This window comes from Brasilonema angustatum (genome assembly GCF_059505445.1).
In genome coordinates this window covers 1-18,050 of the sequence record NZ_JCACKO010000159.1, presented here as the reverse complement: position 1 = coordinate 18,050, position 18,050 = coordinate 1, and the positions used below count along the sequence as shown (strand labels likewise).

At 43.5% G+C, this 18,050-nt stretch carries 14 protein-coding genes; 4 read left to right on the top strand and 10 right to left on the bottom strand.

The annotated features are described in order from the left end of the window. Positions 1–336: 336 nt before the first annotated feature. The 4 genes from AC5JM2_RS35680 to AC5JM2_RS35665 all read right to left on the bottom strand — a co-directional run bounded on the left by AC5JM2_RS35680 (position 337) and on the right by AC5JM2_RS35665 (position 6,288). Entirely contained in the window at positions 337–1,308 is a 972-nt protein-coding gene (locus AC5JM2_RS35680; RefSeq protein ID WP_495840922.1) for an RsmB/NOP family class I SAM-dependent RNA methyltransferase, read from the bottom strand. 414 nt (positions 1,309–1,722) lie between these two features. Then, positions 1,723–1,974, bottom strand: a complete 252-nt coding sequence (locus AC5JM2_RS35675; RefSeq protein ID WP_169264325.1) for a hypothetical protein — start codon at positions 1,972–1,974, stop codon at positions 1,723–1,725. Positions 1,975–2,370: 396 nt separating this feature from the next. After that, entirely contained in the window at positions 2,371–4,206 is a 1,836-nt protein-coding gene (gene sppA / locus AC5JM2_RS35670) for a signal peptide peptidase SppA (protein WP_495840920.1), read from the bottom strand. Between the two features lie 450 nt (positions 4,207–4,656). Next, entirely contained in the window at positions 4,657–6,288 is a 1,632-nt protein-coding gene (locus AC5JM2_RS35665; RefSeq protein WP_495840918.1) for a Na/Pi cotransporter family protein, read from the bottom strand. Positions 6,289–6,992: 704 nt separating this feature from the next. Here AC5JM2_RS35665 and AC5JM2_RS35660 point away from each other — a divergent pair. Further along, positions 6,993–7,238: a DUF7219 family protein gene (locus AC5JM2_RS35660; protein WP_495840916.1), complete on the top strand. Its 246-nt coding sequence runs from the start codon at positions 6,993–6,995 to the stop codon at positions 7,236–7,238. An 11-nt stretch (positions 7,239–7,249) separates the two neighbouring features. Here the strand turns inward: AC5JM2_RS35660 and AC5JM2_RS35655 are convergent, their stop codons facing one another. The 4 genes from AC5JM2_RS35655 to AC5JM2_RS35640 form a co-directional block, all read right to left on the bottom strand. Beyond that, positions 7,250–7,429 (bottom strand): hypothetical protein, encoded by a 180-nt coding sequence (locus AC5JM2_RS35655; protein WP_495840914.1) that lies wholly within the window; start codon positions 7,427–7,429, stop codon positions 7,250–7,252. A gap of 226 nt (positions 7,430–7,655) precedes the next feature. Further along, positions 7,656–8,303, bottom strand: a complete 648-nt coding sequence (locus tag AC5JM2_RS35650) for a response regulator transcription factor (protein ID WP_495840912.1) — start codon at positions 8,301–8,303, stop codon at positions 7,656–7,658. Continuing rightward, positions 8,300–9,133, bottom strand: coding sequence for a S1C family serine protease (locus AC5JM2_RS35645; protein WP_495840911.1), 834 nt, complete (start codon positions 9,131–9,133; stop codon positions 8,300–8,302). The genes AC5JM2_RS35650 and AC5JM2_RS35645 overlap by 4 nt, the downstream gene beginning before the upstream one ends. A gap of 42 nt (positions 9,134–9,175) precedes the next feature. Beyond that, complete coding sequence (locus AC5JM2_RS35640) at positions 9,176–10,096, bottom strand: S1C family serine protease (RefSeq protein WP_495840909.1); 921 nt, start codon at positions 10,094–10,096, stop codon at positions 9,176–9,178. A 355-nt stretch (positions 10,097–10,451) separates the two neighbouring features. On the opposite strand from AC5JM2_RS35640, the gene AC5JM2_RS35635 reads away from it, so the two are divergent. Then, positions 10,452–11,021 (top strand): HdeD family acid-resistance protein, encoded by a 570-nt coding sequence (locus AC5JM2_RS35635; protein WP_495840907.1) that lies wholly within the window; start codon positions 10,452–10,454, stop codon positions 11,019–11,021. 593 nt (positions 11,022–11,614) lie between these two features. Beyond that, a complete protein-coding gene (gene msrB, locus AC5JM2_RS35630) occupies positions 11,615–12,109 on the top strand; it encodes a peptide-methionine (R)-S-oxide reductase MsrB (protein WP_495840905.1) in 495 nt (164 codons plus the stop codon). A 378-nt stretch (positions 12,110–12,487) separates the two neighbouring features. On the opposite strand, the gene AC5JM2_RS35625 is transcribed toward msrB, so the two are convergent. Further along, positions 12,488–13,840: a pentapeptide repeat-containing protein gene (locus AC5JM2_RS35625; RefSeq protein WP_495840903.1), complete on the bottom strand. Its 1,353-nt coding sequence runs from the start codon at positions 13,838–13,840 to the stop codon at positions 12,488–12,490. A 294-nt stretch (positions 13,841–14,134) separates the two neighbouring features. On the opposite strand from AC5JM2_RS35625, the gene AC5JM2_RS35620 reads away from it, so the two are divergent. Next, positions 14,135–14,413, top strand: a complete 279-nt coding sequence (locus tag AC5JM2_RS35620; protein WP_495840901.1) for a zinc ribbon domain-containing protein — start codon at positions 14,135–14,137, stop codon at positions 14,411–14,413. A 591-nt stretch (positions 14,414–15,004) separates the two neighbouring features. Here the strand turns inward: AC5JM2_RS35620 and AC5JM2_RS35615 are convergent. Next, entirely contained in the window at positions 15,005–17,230 is a 2,226-nt protein-coding gene (locus AC5JM2_RS35615; RefSeq protein WP_495840899.1) for a GumC family protein, read from the bottom strand. Between the last annotated feature and the right edge of the window lie 820 nt (positions 17,231–18,050).

Sequence of the window (18,050 nt, the reverse complement as noted above, 5' to 3'; positions counted from 1 at the left end):
TTATCTACCTGGTAAAGTTCTCACAATATTTAGTTTTACACAAAACCAAAATAAAAGTTATTGCAGATACCACGAAAAAAGATTCGGTATACACTAATGAGGAGGCTAATCATACCAAGTTGCTGTCAAAGATAGTATTCTGTCATTGCGACTGTAGCAAAGCGGAAGGAAGCAATCTCACCCAACTTCAAGCTACTACAACAGAATGCAACGCGCGTATCAACAGTACAACTGACGAGCCTAGACAGGCTAGCATAAATATGCTAAAACTATCCTATTTTATTTGTGAGAATTGAAAGCCACAGATCCCCGACAACTTTTACCAAGTCGGGGATCTTATTGAGAAGTCGGGGATGTTATTGCTATATTCATCCAAACTGCAGATAAAGCCTCCATATCTACCTTGTTTGTCTCACCCTCGTCAGTATTTTTAAACAAAACTGTAAATGCACCTGCACCCAATCTATCTTGAGGAAACATCCGATAACAAGGCACAGAAGTAAAATGCGACTGATAGCTTTGTAAATGACTAATTTCAACTGCCTTAAATTGAGGAAATCTTTCCAAAAACCATTCACAAACTTCCTCATTCTCCTCTGGAGAGTAAGTGCAAGTCATATAACTAAGATATCCTTGTGGTGCTACTATTTTAGCAGAGTTTGCTATAATTCTCTTTTGTCTATTAGCACTTTTATTAATAGCAGTGGGATGAAAACATCCAGGTGCTTTACCCCCTTTAGCAAGTAAAGATTGTCCAGTACAAGGGGCATCCACTATAACTAAATGACTAGATAAAGGTATTCTTTCAGCAAAAAAAGTAGAGTCTTTACTAACGACGACAGAAGAGTTAATCTGACAACGCTTTAAGTTAGAAATTAACATTCCCAAGCGTTTGCCAATGACTTCGTTACTGATTAACAATTCCGGTTGTAAACTTTTCCAAGCAAAGATACTCTTACCTCCTGGCGCAGCACACATATCAAAAACTGACTTAACCGGGCTAGGAATTGTTAACAAAGTAGAAGCGGCGAACACAGAAGAAAAATCTAGACAATAAAAATATCCTTGTTCATGCAGGGGATGTTGACCTGGTTTTTCTCCAAGTGATAAACGGTCTATGAATTGTGGTTGCCAAACTGTTGGTATTTCTACAGAAAAGGGATAATCTTTAGGCTTTTCTTGACACCAAAGAATACAGGGATGAAAAGGTTTAGGATGAATTAAAGTTTCAACAAATACCTCTTGTTCATCTAAGTTGTTAAATAAACGGCGTGAAAGTTTAAGTAATAAATTAGAAGCCTTTTCCATAAAATTTTGTGAAGTGAATAAGTATGTCAACAACCAAGGGTGTAAGGGTGTGTTAGCGCAGCGAGCCGTAGGCTGGGTGTAAGGGGAAAACGCGTGGGTGTATAGAAGTTAAAAGTTAAAAGCTAAAAGGCAAAAGAAAAATTTATTTGTTCTTACCTTATGGTTTTTACTTGTTTTGCCCCTACACCCCTATACCCCTATACCCCTTGCCCAAACCCTTGATTTCTCGTTTCCATGCGTAAGTCCTATCAATGTAAATATGTTCAACACTCAAAAACCCGGCTTCTCCAAAAAACCGGGTTTATTCATCGCTATTATTTTAAGTTGAAATCTGTTTCTTGATTCAATTAAGTATAAGTAATGGGTTTGCAGCTGCGCTTAAAGGCAGCTATGGGATAATTATGTCAGCAAATTTCAATCTTCATGCCGATGTTGCCATGCTGCACCAAAAGCCGCCCCAGCCCCAACTATCAAACCAGTGCTCATTCCCTCAATAGTTTTAGTAGTTTGATCCTGGGTTAGACATTCATTCGTAACTGTGCTGGCTTGCAAACAGGAATTGCTCTCTGCCCAATTTGCGGTACCTCCGACAATTACACCAGCCAAACTACAGGAAAAGACAAGAAGCAAAAGACGTTTGGTTTTTATGTCCTTAGGCAGTTGCATAAAATCTCATGAATGGTAAGTAGTCCATAACTACTTTACACATCCATACTGCTCTTGTCACCAGCTCAGATGTTAACTCTTTTTGCACAAATGAGGAGGTTGGTAGAGGAGGGAGTGTTAGCGAAGCGAGCCGTAGGCTGGGAGTGAGGGAGTGAGGGAGTGAGGGAGTGAGGGAGAGGAGGGAGAGACTTCTAATTTTGAGAGAAGTTGGAGCGGAAGTTTCCTCCGCTCCAATCTTGGGTGATTTTGAATTGATTTGTCCCCTCGTCGCTCTCCACTCTCCTGATATAGCTGTTGCCAGGTAGATTAGGACATGAACTAATGAGAAAATACAGATACCACATTTTCTCATTAGTTCATGTAGAGCATCAAGCCTGTTAAGCGTTCCCTGCTGTATCACTCAATCTTCAAGTTAAAGGGTAAGCGAGCATAAATACCCTGTGGATCGTTCATTTTCCGCAAAATTGCTAATTCCTGTTGCAGTTTTTGGAATTCACTCATCAACGGATCTGGTGCTTTGAGTTGCACTTTATCCACGCCTAAAACAGTTCGTGCTTGTTCACTCACCTGTCCAAAGAAGCGTTCTCTAAGATTGCCTCCTTTGGGATATTCTTGTAATTGCCAGTTATCTCCCAGATTTGCGGCAGTCGCTGCGTATTTAACAGCAGCATCCAAACCGCCAATGTCATCCACTAAACCTATTTTTTTCGCTGCAGCACCGGACCAAACTCGTCCTTGAGCAATTTCAGCGACTTTTTGCTTAGGAAGTTTGCGACCTTGTGCGACTTTATCAAGAAACGTATCGTAAATTCGGTTAACACTACGCTGGTATATTGCCAATTCCCCGGGAGATTTAGGGCGACCAACACTTTGAGTATCAGCATAGCGGGCAGTTTTCACTGAATCCCAGGTCACACCATTGTCATTTGCCAGTTTTTGGAAATTAAAAATCTGTGCAAACACACCTATCGAACCTGTAACTGTGTTAGGTTCAGCAAAAATGCGTTTAGAGTCTGTAGCAATCCAGTAGCCACCAGAGGCGGCGACATTACCCATCGATACGATAACAGGTTTGTCTTGACCAGTCAGCCGCACTTCCCTTTGTATCACGTCAGAACCTGAAACGCTCCCACCTGGACTGTTTATCCGCAGGACAACAGCTTTGACATTTTTATCTTGGCGCAGCCGGCGGAAAATTTTGGCAAAGCGATCGCCCCCCACATCTCCATCATCTCCTTGTCCATCGACAATCTCACCTTCAGCATAAACCACCGCAATTTTATTTTGCGAGTCGCGTTCGACACCCAAGGACTTTCCGGAAACTTCCGCATACTCTTTCAGGCTGATTTGACGGAATGTCTTATCTTCTTTATCGCTGTTGGTCAACTGCTTAAGGTCAGCAACCACCTGATCGAAATATCCTACTTTATCCACCAAGCGATTAGCTTTGGCTTGATCTGCCAACAACAAAGCTTGATTATCTGCGATCGCCTGCAACTGTTGCGGATTTATTTTGCGACTTGCTCCTACCGTAGCACGCCACTCTCCCCAAACATCATCCAACAATTCCTGAGTTTGTGCGCGGTTTTCTGGACTCAGCTTTTTGAGTATGAATGGTTCAACTGCTCCTTTGAACTTCCCTACCCGTACAATTTGAACACCAACGCCGTATTTCTCCAAAGCCCCAGCATAGAACATTGGCTGAGTGCTCAAACCATTGATTTCCATTCCTCCTAAGGGGTTAACCACAATGCTATCAGCCACAGAACTTAAGTAATATTCTTTTTCCCCCCAATCCATGCCATATGCTATGATCTTCTTGCCAGCAGCGCGACACTTCTCCAACGCCTGACGAATTTCTTTGAGGCTGGCAAAGCCTGTAACTTTAGCTTGTGTGGCGTCAGTTCCATCTAAATATATACCAACAATTCGTTTGTCACGCTGTGCTTTGTCCAAAGCCTCTAGAACTGTGCGCAGTGACATCCTTTTATTATCCTCAGTGGATAATACTTGTTGAAGCAATTCACTAGAACTTGGCTTGCCATCAGTTATGTTTGTAGACAAGTCAAAAACCAGCACTGATTTATCTTTCACAACAGGACCGACATCTTTGGATGAGGCTGCTGCAAACAGTAGAAACAACAGTCCAGTCGTTCCCACACCGCAGAAAATGAACAGTCCCAATAGGCTTCCGACTAGGCTGGCAAAAGTTTGTTTGAGAAAATTACGCATATTTGTTATCAGTCATTAGTCATTAATTATCAGTCATTAGTCGTTAGTTATTAGATTGAGGACTAATCACTTCGTATCTTCTTAATATTTCCACTTAATTACTCACCTTTACTACCCAATAACCTAAAAACTAAGGGTTCTTATTTTTCTTTTATTTGTTGTAAATTTTTTGAACACTTTAGTTGTTCTAGTGTAGCGTTACTAGTACAAAATAACACCGTTAAGAATCCTGCTGCCCAGAGGCAGAAAAAGGGGTGTAAGGGGGTAAGGGAATAGGGGAGCCAGTACTGAAGGAGGGTTTCCCTCCGTAGGTATCTGGCGTGTGTAGGGGGAATTAATGAGTTAGTAGGGGCTTGAGACCACTAGCAGTTAGAACCATCAACATCTATGATTTGTGGGAGCCTGACCCCTACACCCCTACACCCCTACACCCCTACTTTTGGTCAAAATCTAGAACTCTCCGATGACAGCACGGGCGATACTGCAAGTGTGTGAGATGACACTACTGATAGCGTTGACGACTTCGAGATGGATGGCGGACGCATCTAAACTAGATGCAGCCCCAGAACGCAAGCGGTAGAGATGTTGTAGATGAAGTTCACGCTTAGTTTGAGTCAGTGATGTTCTACGGGATAAAACATCATTAGCAACCATTGAGTCGAAGGACGCCAGCCCTGCTAGTGCTTGTTGCAGGAGCGACATTGTTTCACCATGATAAGTTGCTAGGTCATTCCACTCTTCGTTGGAAAAAGCAATTTGTTTGCGACGCTGTCGCTTAACGAGTCGCATGAGTTGCTTGTCAATGATATCGCCAATAGCTTCTAAGTCAGTGCAAATATAAAGTAATACAATCTCCCGACGTGCCTGTTCCTGAGTCATTAAATTTGTATCAAGCTGTGTTAAGTAGCGCTTAATTGCTATTTCTATCTCGTCGAGATGATCATCTAACTGGGCAATGCGTTTGGGTATGTCTTTGCCCGCATCTTCAAAAGCGTGGATGCTCAACTGCAACATCTGTGCTGCCAAATCAGCCATCCTGAGGATTTCACGCATTGCTTGCCCGAGTGCCACAGCAGGAACAGACAAAGCAGCGGAGTCAAGGTAACGTGCCCCTGACTTCTGGGTACTAGTTGGTTCAGGTAATAGCGTAGTCGCTAGCTGTGCTATCTGATTGACCAGTGGAGCGAACAGAAGTGCCAGCAGGAGGTTAAATCCCAGGTGGAAAAGCGAAATGACAGCGGCAATTGAAAGTGGCAGGCTATGCAGTAGTGCTGTCAACGGATTGAGCGCAAACAGCGCTAGGGTAGCCCCTAGTAGTCTAGTACCTACATATATGAACGCCAGTCTACGCCCAGTGATACTGCCTCGATTCAAGGCTGTTAACAATGGTGCAATTGTCGTCCCTACATTGGCACCTAGTGTCATCGCCAGTGCAGCAGACAGTGGTAGTGCCCCACCTGCTGCTAGCACCAACACTAGACCAATAGTGGCTGTGCTTGAGACAAAAACGATCGCAAGAATTGTGCCTGTCAATGTCAATATCACAGGTGAACTAGAAAGCGTCTCAAGAACTGCTTTGGTAATAGGACTAGCGGTGATGGGAGCACTACTTGCATCAATCATCGCCAACCCTACCAACACGAGTCCAAAGCTGAAAATCCCCCTACCTATTGGACGTAAGGCTGTGCTGCGGTCAGTGAATATGGCTACTGCCGCACCCAGTCCTAAGAGTTCTAAGGCGTAGTCAGTGATATGAAACGCCAGCAGTTGCACAACCAATGTAGAACCAACCGCAGCTCCCTGTAGCATGATTGCTGCCGCTGCTAACGGCACTAACTGAGTACTCACCAATCCAACGAGCACAGAGGCAGTTGCTGAAGAACTTTGAGTAAGCACAGTTGTTATAACACCCGTCACAAAAGCTGCAAAGGGGCGCTCAGCAAGCGTCATCATCGCAAGGCGCAAACGTGCCCCCAAAGCCCGTTCCATAGCATCTGTGACTAGCCGCACTCCATATAAAAGTAACATCACACCACCGAAAAGCAGCAGCAAAACAATGGTGGGATCGTTGGTTTTGACCATAGTGCTGTAACCTACGGCAATTTGAAAGATTTGCTGTAAATTAAGTTTAGGTTAAAATAATATTAAAAATAACAATAAATAATTCAGTGTGAGCAAATTTTTTGCCCAGAACTTTACTTATATTCCGCAGGTTAATTCAGAAATTTAGGTATTTTCTAAAACGTAGACCTAGTAAGGTTTTCAAGCACCAAAATCCAATACCCAAGCATCTACTTACCCTCCACCGTCTTAAGTGAGAACAAGCTAAAGATAGCTGGATTGTGTTTGACACTGTCATGTTATAGTTTTAAGAACCTTCATTAAATACGGTTTTTAGCTCGATTTATCGTACTTAAGGATGAAGTTCACGTTACAGCGGTTTTCTGTAAGGTGGGCATTGCTCACCAATATCTCAAATGTCTATCACGTAGGCTTTTGTGAGCAATGCCCACCCTACGATTTGTGGTCTATTCATATGAAAACCGCTGTAAAAAACACATATTTGATGGAATTGTTGAAAAAACTTGTGAAGCAAAAATCAATCTAGCGCATAGATTAATCAAGGCAACCAGCTCTAATTTCGCTCTGTTTAACTAACTTTGTTGGTATAATATAAAATTCGGAAGAGAATATGTCAATAAAACTGACTCAATTGTAATAAAAATTACAGTGGTTAAATTTAAATTAAATACTATTAAAGTAAATTATGAATAGGAGGTAGACTCATGGAACATTCTGATCGAACAGACAAAGAAAAACTTCTCTACCCTCGCGCTCGCTACTACGGTCAAATCAAGCCAGAAAATCTCGTGTTTAACGCCAATCTCCAAGAATTTTCCCAGAAGGTTGGCTACATCAGTAGTTTAGAAACATCAGGGAAACTAGCACCACAAGAAGCTTATCAAAAGATTGATGAACTTTGGAAACAGCTTAAACGCAGCAAAAAAGAATTAGGAATTGGCAACGGTTGATCAGACATCACCTAAGATATTTCAAAATCATCGTTGACGACCTCAAATTCTTTTGAATTCAAAGATACAACAATGTCTTCTGAATCCACCCGAATCAGCCAGCGTTCAGTAGGATAATCGCCTGATAATATTTCTTTGGCACAGACTTTTCCAACTCGTCCAGCCACATATGCTGGACGTAAAATCAACACTTTATCTCCGATTTTGGGGGCTATGGCACTCCTCAACTACAACTTTCAAAAATGAACTCTAAACAAGTGAAAACCGATGTATTTATAACCTTGCGTTAACCAATTTTTGGTGTATGTATAACCTTATGTTAACCATATATATATGAAAATCCCCCATTAGACAGACATAATTGGGGATTAACAGCCAAAAAGCCGAAGAAACTAAGCGAAAATGAGTGAGGACTTGTCACAACATGATTAAACCCAGCCTCACACCAACAGTCACTGCCTCTGTACGTGTAGAGACACTCAGCTTTTGAAAAATAGATGAGACATGAAACTTAACAGTATGCTCAGAGATATTGAGACGTTTGGCGATCGCCTTATTACTCAATCCAGAACCAAGCATCTGCAAAACTTCTATTTCTCGTGGTGTCAGTGCTTGCACAGGATTTGTCGTCTGTTTGTCCCGCACACTCGACTCTTTTAAAGGAAGCAGAAACTCGATAGTATCAGAGTGCAGCACAACAAGTCCGAGGGCGATCGCCTCAACAGCCGCGACAATTTCCGACTCTGTACTGCTACTTGGCAATATGCTGCGTACACCAGCACGTAGCGCTGCTTCCAAGTCTAGACTATCGAGTTCATCAGTTAGAACAACAATTGCAGAGTATTGCTGCTGTTGTGAAGAGAGCAATTTTTCCCAGACTAATTCTTGAAACTGACCACTCACATCCAACAGCAGCACATCGGGTTGTAGTTGCTCAAATTCCCTTGTCAATGCATCCAAATCTGATGCAGTACCTACGACTGTGAGTTTAGAACTCGTCGCCACGACAGCTGATAACCCAGCTCGCACCACAGGGGAAGCAGCAACTACAAACACACGAATCATACCACCTCCGCCACCTGACAAACTAATTGCCGTCCGCCGCGCAGAATTTGTAACGGTAGTGGTTCGCTGTTGTTAGTGTTTTCAAGATAGTTGCTTAAATCATGAGGACTGGTAAACAATTTTCCGGAAACTCCAATAAGGACATCACCAACAAGCACACCAGCAGCTTCAGCAGCACTTCCAGAATTCACCGACAACACCAATAAACCCAAATTGCGTTTGTTGGTTGGATTCACCAGCACAGGTTGCAGCGTCACACCAAGCTTTTGACGATTTCCATGCAAAAAATGTTCTACAGTAAGGCTTGGTATTGCTACAGCCAAATTGTTGACAATCATGGTGTTAATTCCGATGACTCGCCCAAGACTGTCAGCAAGTGGACCACCAGAATTACCAGGAAACAGCACAATATCAGCCATAACTACACGCTGATGATTGGCGTGAATAATCCCGGTTGTGACAGCACCGCTATCACCAAAAGGATTACCAACTGCTAAGACCAATTCACCTACTCGTAAAGCATCAGAATGACCGATAGTTGCAGTGGGTAAATCAGTCGCGTCAATTTTGAGAGCAGCTAAATCCTTTGTTGGGTCTATATTAGTACGTACAGCCTCAAAAACTCGTCCATCCCAGAGTTCCACAGTTGCTCTGTTGTTGGTAGCGACATGGGCATTTGTAATAATTAAACTACTTCCCTCTGTGGTTTGCCAGATAACACCAGAACCACTTCCAAAAGAACTACTACGCACTTTCACAGTCACTTTGCGTAGATTGTCAGCCACCGATGCGAATTCATCAGTCAAGCGTGTGATTGTTGTGAGATTCATGTTTTACTTTTCAATTTTGAATGGGTGAATTTTGAATTGGTATCACTCTTCGCTTGCGGATCTTTCGCCAATTGCTATTGCTAACTCAACTAACGCGCCACCTCGGATGACTTGCACTTTGACAGTTTTGCCAACGCGATCGCCACTATTCAAAAATGCCAACACATCACCTGTATCATCTACTGGAGTACCATCAAAACTGACCAACACATCCCCAATCAACACACCAGCCTTGTCAGCAGGTGCATTTGGCTCTACATTAACAACAATCACTCCACCAACAGAAGTTAAATTGAGTGCTGTTCTCAGGTTGTTTGGTAAACGTACGGGTTGCATTCCTAAACCCAGGTAACCGCGTGCAATATGTCCTTTTGCCAAAAGTTGGTCAATCACCCGATTAACTGTAGAAGCTGGGATAGTCAGAGCAGTACCGCGTCGTCCCGATGTGTTCATTCCTACCACTGAAGCTGCAGCATCTACAAGTGGTCCACCAGCAAAACCAGGATAAAGTGTGATGTCTGGACGGATGAACTGGTCTATATTACCGCCGTTCATACTCCGCCAAGCACCACTGACAACACTCACTGCACCTATAGCTGCTCGAATGTCACCTTCGCTACTTCTTCCTAGCCCCAGTACCAGATGACCAACTTTTAGTGTTTTGGCGTCGCCTATGTTCGCCACCGGGATTTCTGCGTTTTCTACCTTGAAAACAGCGATATCAGTGGTAGAGTCACGTCCTATGAGTGTGATGGGTAGAGTACTACCATTTGATAGAGTAACTGTGATTTCGTCATAGCGGCGGAGTGACTCATCAGAAGTGACGATAATTCCTTTGCGCCAGTGAATAGCACTAGGAGAAATACGCCTACCAGCGTTCACGGCAACAACAGCACCACCAACTTGCTCTACAATGTCAGCTATATTGTTGGACAAAGCCAGTAAGGCATTAGGTGAAGACATTTTTTTCCTCTACTTCTTGATGGATAAAACAGGAGTAACTTTTCCTTATGTTGCGATCGTGCCGTTTTTTCCATATAGATGACATCAGAAGAATGGGGAGATATTATCCTAGAAATATGGCTAGTGCCGCTTCAATGTAAGTCAAAAGTCAAAGCTATGTCCTCCGGACACACTACGCGAACGACTTCGCTCAGCTTTGACGTCTTGGCTGTGCTCGACGTCAAAAGGAGTCAGCGCCGGGGTGAGGCTGCGTGGTAGAACCTCGTTGGGCATATATCTTAGGGGTCTACAAAATCCTTGAGAAATTTTATAGCCTAAACTGTATAGTTCTATTAACTATAAGGAAAAAATTTTTATGACAACTAACATTTCGGGTGATATCAAAAAAGAGATTAATAAGTCGCTCTTAATTGGCATTCTTGTGACTGTTTTAGGAATTGTTGCAGTCGCTTTACCTTCTGTCTCTACAATCTTCGCTGAAACTTGGATTGCTTTAATTCTCATTTCTTCGGGCGCAGCAAAGCTAGGTTATGCATTTCAAACCCGCAATCAGGGAGGCTTTGTTTGGAAAATCTTACTTAGTATTCTCTACGTCGCAACAGGCGTGATGCTATTTGTTTATCCTTTGACAGGAGTTCTCACACTGACTTTATTGTTGGCTAGCTTTTTGCTGACAGAAGGTGTATTTGAGCTTATTTTGGCATTCCAACTGCGTCCACAACAAAACTGGACTTGGGCACTAGGTAATGGTATCGTTACCTTAGTCTTGGGTGCAATGATTTGGTTCCAATGGCCTTTCAATGCTGCCTGGGTGATTGGGACATTGGTCGGTATCAGTGTTCTCTCCACTGGTATTTCACGGGTGATGCTGTCATTGAATGCTCGTTCTGTCTTGAATCAATCTGACTCTACTACACAAGCATAAAGCGATCTGCCGAAGGCAGCAGCGTTTGCGCAGCGCCCCCTTAGGGGCTAGCTATCGCACAGAAGTTAAGAGAATAATCAGGTTGAAAACTAACGCTCTTGGCGCATACCGCCAAGACGACTTTTGGTATGACAAGCGTAGTCCTAGAACGCTCTCGAATAGAAACAATTAATACCATTTTCATATGAAGATGCATAGAAATAACCGCATCGCCGTTAACTGCCCTCCCCGCAGGTTTGGGGAGGTTTGCAGGGGTCGAAATAATGTGCAGCCTCACATAGAATTGGTATAAGGTGATTTTGGATGCAAAAAAAAGTTGAATGACACTTATTGCTTGAGCGAATGAAATGTTTGATCTCTTGCAAAAGTGAGATTTTACGAGGTTCTGTTAAGCGTTCCCTATTCCCTACAACTGCCACGAAGTCTATTGAGAGAAAGTAGACAATGACAGAAGTTGATGTATTTATGTCAATGCTTCTTAGCGAATTTTAATGATTCTATCAGGACTAATTCAGAACGTAGACGCGGAGCGGCTTGTCGTCAGACATCGCTCATGCTAGTTATTCAGCGAGTGGTTAGCAGCAACTGAAATTATGAAAAAACGGTATTTTTTACAAGCTGGCGCAGCAATGCTGGGCACAGGATGGTTATCACATTATTTCTCAGGAAGGTCACAATTTATAGCAATTGTAAAGAATGGGTTTGAAATCACCAAAACCGAACAAGAGTGGCGCAAAATTTTAACGCCGGAACAGTTTTCTGTCCTGCGGGAACATGGGACTGAAATGGCTCACACCAGCCCTCTCGATAAGCAATATGCAAAGGGAACTTATGTGTGTGCTGCCTGCAACTTACCACTTTTTTCATCTAAAACCAAATTCAACAGCGGCACAGGCTGGCCCAGTTTTTACGCACCCATTGAAGGGGCGATCGCCACAACCGTAGACGAGTCATTTTCTATGACTCGCGTTGAAGTACATTGTCGTCGCTGTGGTGGACATCTGGGTCATGTGTTTGATGACGGTTCTGCCCCGACAGGAAATCGCTACTGTATGAATGGTGTGGGAATGAAGTTTATTGAAGGTTGAGATTGTTGCTTGCAGGCAATAGGGTATGCCTGCAGCACCACTCGTTTTGAGTGAGATTGCTGGGGTTTTCAATGATGTCCCTTGTTATATCGTGTCCGGTTAAAGACTTATCATTAAGGCTCTTGGGGAGCAGGGGGTAGAGAGCACCGGAGAAAGAGTTTTCAGGTTTAGGCACAGATGCACCAAATTATAACTAATTAGGCGGACATGGTGTTAGGAGAGTAATCAGAGCAATTGATAGCTTCTTCAGTTAAAGCAGTCGTAGGATGTATCGCACATTTGAGATAAGGATTATTTTTAAAGTATTGACATTTCTTACAGGAAACTTGATCGAAATTTTTGATGTCTCTATCCAAAGGTTTTGCTTGTTACTTGTAATTATCTACCCAACTTATTAGGAATTTCTTCGCAACCACCGGGGATAGTACCTCTGGTTTTTTCGCCTCCCCAAGCGCAGCAATAGTAACGCGCAGCCTCAGACATTCGCTGGACATCAGTGAAATTAACATTTTCTACAACAGCCCCTGTGTGTTCGCCAGTTTGATAATCGGGCGGTTCAGTGCGGCTGCGGGGTGAGGCGGTTTCAGCAACACCATAAAATAAGCGAATTCCGTTCAAATCTGCACCATCAAGTTTTGCTTCATATAATATAGTCCGCGAGAGGTTGGCTTTTACTAAGTCACAGCCAGTGAGATCAGCGCGGACAAGATTTGCTTCCGAAAGATCAGTCCAACGCAAATCAGTACCACCAAGATCAGCCCCAGCAAGCATCACCCCTAAATCGATGACACGCAAACCCGCCTTTCGATCTTCTGCATAACCACCATTACCATCAAGAATAGCTCGACCAAGGTGGCGATCGCGCTTTAGAGGTGTCAGCAATTTGGAACGCGAGAGAAAACGGAGAATTTTCGCTTTACCACTACCATCCACACTACTCAAAATTGCTGCTGTGCGTCCTTCAGCAATCATCCTCTCTTGGGGCCAATCTTCTAACAATCCTTCTTCATCCAATACTAAATCAGAAACACCTTGGAAATAAGAATCAATTGTCTGTTGCTGAGTAATAATATTTTGTTGAACAGTCAGCAGGTTTTGCTGAATCGTCAAGTCTTTGGAAATAACGTACTGTCGCCAAGCAACATAGACAGCAATAATGGCGATGAGAATTTGTCCTAAAGCGCCAAACCATTCCGCCAGTGTTCCAGAGGCTTCCCAGTTGATTCGGCGTCCAACAGCTAAGATGCGATCGCCCAACCCGCTGAACTTCACGAAGCCAATCAGACTTGCTACAAGTCCTAAAAAAGCAATAAACAGGGCCCGTTCTTCAGCCGAGAACCAATTTCGTATTCCATTTATGACTGCTGGTAACAGCACAGCTAATGAGATCAGCAAAGCTAGAAGTGTTCCCAACATACCAATCAACCAGTTATTAATGGCAATTCCGAGAAAGGTGATGGCGATCGCCACAAAGATAAACAACAAAGCCCTAGGTTTCACTGTTAGAGGTTGAGTGCGCCCTTGCAAGATGGAACGTGCTTGTTGAAAAACTGCTGTATTGCGCGGAGATTGGAGAGCAGAAACTGCGGAAAGGGCTTGTTGAGTAGCGAGTTCATCTGGTACAAAGCCATTTTCACCTACGTCCTCGAAATCATCTGGTTGTGAGTTGTCTTCAAGAACAGGTTCTGGTTTACCAGACTCGGATGAGTTGGAGTTGGATTCTATCGGCATGATTATATTGTCGCACCAGGAGGCTTCAGTTCAACCGCTGCTTTATAGTATCTGCCAGAGGGTGGGGTTAGATACTGTAACTTATTTTCTGCGACATTGCTACCCATTACTACTCATTTTTGGGTAGATCACAGATTTTGTTGATCAACAAAATCTCTAAGCTGTTCTTGCCAATTGGGGACAGCTTTAAGTTTTTCTAGCTGTCCTCTTCGACCTTTAAAGCTTATTGGTTTAGTATCCAGAGGTTCACTACCATACGGTAAAGCACCAAGCTTATGGTTTTTCTGAACCGGTATGTTGGCTAACCACAAACTAGCTAAAGCGATTGCTGAGATGGGATTTTATGAATTTCGTCGCCAGTTAACCTACAAGTGCGAGTTGCACGGTTCTAAACTTGTCGTGGTTGAGCGTTGGTTTCCTAGTTCCAAGACTTGTTCAAACTGTGGAACCAACAAAGAAACACTTCACCTAAAAGAGCGAGTGTTTGAAGTGTGGTTCGCAGCGCCTTGTGGAGCCAGTGCTGATAGCAAAGCGTGTCCGCAGGACATAGACGGGTTTCCCGTCGCAGGATAAGAGCGTTGGGGTTCCCGAGCCACTGCGTTGGGCGGCTGTGCCGACTTGTAGCATGTGGCGTCCCGTTGTGGCGACTGCGAACCCGCAGGATCACTGCGGTTTTGTCATTGACCGTGATCTGAACGCAGCAATCAATTTGAGCCACTGCGTTGGAGAGGCAGTACTTGATGAGGGTCTCCCGACCTAAGTACCTGGCGTCCCGGTCTCCCGGCTTGAAGCATGTGGCGTGTCCAAAATCGCCAGTTAGGCGAGGTTAGCCTGTGGACTGGATAGTGCCGACACTATCAGAATGAAGCAGGAAATAAACCAAGCCCAAGCTAAAAATTTCCAGCAATGGGTAGCTTTGGGCAGGTGTTATGTAACGGCAAACAAAGAATTTTGAACAAAGTTAAGCCAGTCGGAACAGAAAAATTTCCCGCGCTTTGAGAACTGGCGTACCTAAAGCGCGGAGGCGCTACAGGCATAAATCCGGTACTCTGTTTGCGAGTCAAATTCCGTCCGCCGCGCCTTGTTTTTTCTCATCGGCAAAAAACCGTTGTGTTTGACCGAGTCAGACACAACATCCTGAGTTTTCACACATCCCACGAGGCTTTATGAGTTTCTTCTACCGTTTCTAAAAGAAGATGAACTAGACCTGGAATGAGTGAAGTCAATACTATCATCATCTCCAATTCTTTCACTACTCATGCTTTGCTTGTAATACTGTTGGTAATAGCTGTATGAGGCAGGCATGGTATCTTTGGACTTATTAGCTATCACTCCTAAAATTGGTGTGCCAGACATTTGCAGATCGTCTAAAGCTTGCTGGAATATGGTACGTTTTAGCTTTCCTAATCCTGCGACTAGTATCAGTCCATTGGTATTAGCAGCCAGTAGGTTAGCATCTGCAAAACCCACTAAAGGTGGCGTGTCGTAAATTACCAAATCAAAAGAGGCTTGTAACTCACTCATTAAATCCTGCATTTTCTGAGATGCGAGCAATCTAATTGAGTCAGGCGGAATTGGACCAGCACTGAGAACAAACAGGTTGTCTTCTAAGGGCGATCGCTCAATCACATTGTTCCAGTCTAGATCTTGTGCAATGACATCGGTTAATCCCTGAATATTCATCAGACCGACACGATTATGGATTGTGGGAGAGCGTAGATTTGCATCTACCAGTAGTACTCGCTGCCCCATTGCTGCGGCTGCGAGCGCTAGGTGTATTGCTACAGTCGTCTTACCATCTTCCTTTGCCGCCGAACTGATGACGAGTGAACGAATCGGTGTATCTGAGCTTAGAAGAAGAATGTTGGTGTAAAGAGAGCGAAAAACTTCAAAAAAGGATGCTTTGGCTGCTTGTTGCATTCCACCAGATGTTTCTTGCCAAGCTAGTGCTCCTATTTCTTTCCTTAAAGGAACGACTCCTAATAGCGGTAATCCAGTCGATTCCTTGAGGTCTTTGGAAGAGTATAGAACGTTACTAAGCTTATCTGCAACTAAAGCTGCACCTGTACCCAACAGCAAACCTAACAGTGTCCCCAAAGCTAAGTTTCGTTTGGCACTGCCTGGGCCAGTTTTTGGTTCATTGACTTCCTCTAGTTTGGGATCGAGTAACTTCCAGGAGGGCGACCTCAAAGCTTGCTCAATCTGCAATGCTTGTTTTTTAGCTGAAAATTGAGTCAGACCTTCAGTGGCAATCTTTAAGTTCCGCTGAATATCATCGTATTCACGGATCACAACTGCTAAATTTCTGAGGTAATTATTGAAATAAGCAATTTTGTCTCCCAAAGATTTATCACGTGCTTGCAAGGCTCGGATACGACTTTCATAATCTCTTTTCACCCGGTTTTCTTCGCCAGCTAGCATTGGCAGCAGATTTGCTTTCTGCCCCTGTAAATATTGCAAACTGGGGTTTTCATTTGTGAATTTTGCTCCTGTTTTTTTTATCTCAATGTCTACTGTTTGGATTTGATCCAATATTTTTTGGTAGCGAGCGTTTTCGCTCAGCACCGAATTTCCAGCCCTTTCACCTGGCTGTTGGGCTAACTCCCGTTTCAAATCTTCATAGGTAGCTAGCATTTGTTCTAGCTGTACGCGATTTTCTGCTTGCTGTTGCGTTAAAGTAGCAATTTGTTGAGAAATTTCTTGAGCTTTCTGTGCTGGTTCAACCAAGTCATGCCTTTGTCGAATGATTCGCTGTCTTTCTTGCCAGGCTCTAACCCGATTCTCTAAAGGCTGTTCTTGCTGTCTAACAAAGCTAATTGCCTGATTAACATCGTCTAGACGCTCGTTAACACTATACTCCACATAAGTTTTTTGAAGTTTAGTTAAGACATCGCGAACTAGCTCTTTGTCTGGAGATGTGTATGTGACTTCTAAGATGTTTGGTTTTCCGGATGCTATTTGTAAGCCGCCAACTATTGAGTCGTAATCCAGATTTGGATATTTAGTTTTATACTTATCCTGAAGCTCTTCGACAACTTTGTCTAACATTTTACGACTTTCTAAAACTTGCATCGTCGTCGTAACTGCTTCTACTGACTCAGGAGATGCTATTCCTTGTTGAGAACTCAGGCTTTGAGGGATATTGGCTACTGCCCGACCCTCACCAGTCACAGGTTTTGTTAAAATCTCAAATCGACCTTGATACACTGGAGGATCTGTTTCCGCCTTCAAAACCGCTGCTGTCGCTACTACGCCTGTTACACCAGCAATTAATAATGCACGGCGGCGCAGAGTAGCTCCAACTTGACCAAGATTCAATCCACCTTCTTCATTTAACTGGGCTGTGTAGGCTTGTGACAACGGGTGAGGATATTTGTCTGACTTCAGCATAGCCTTAGTAACTTCTCTAAGTTGTGGTTTTCCGTAGTTGCACGCTTTCGAGCTAAACCTTGGTATACATTTATCTAATGTGCTCAAGTACCAAATTGTTTGATATTAACATCAACGTTGGTGAACCCATTAGTTAATGGCACAGTTTTGATACTCTTAAGGCAATTTAAGTTTTACCCTAAACCAAGTGATAGATACTTTAACCCTGTCTGAAGTCCCGAAAAAATACTAATAACACCGCAGCAATGCACTTAAGTATATTATTCTTATACACTCAATACTCTTCCGGATAAAATTTAATGATATTAATTTAACTTTATTTATTTTAGGTATACACTGATTGTGATCTTGCAGTGCCAATCAAAGGTGTAAGGGTGTGTTAGCGCAGCGTTAACGGAGTGGACCGTAGGTCGCCGTAGGCTGGGTGTAAGGGAATATAGCAATCCTATTTGAGTTGTAAAAATATCGAACCGTCAAGACGAGCCAGCGCTGCACAGAGAAGTGCCTTGCGCGGGTTCCCCGCGTTGTGGCAACTTCGGAGAGGGTTTCCCGACAGAGGCGACTGGCGTCGCCAAGAACGCCAAGAAAAGAGAGAAGAGAAGAAATACATTTTCTCTATTCCAAGCGTAAATACATTTCCCCTACACCCCTATGCTTCTATACCCCTATACCCTTCAGGGAGAACCTCCGGTTCCGCTAGCCCCTGAGGGGGCGCTTTTCTCCAGAGCCGAATTCTGATTTTACCGAGTTTGGCATCTTCTTGTTCAATAGACCTCTTGCAAAAGTCCTTGTTAGAGTAAAATGGGGACTTGTAAAAGGC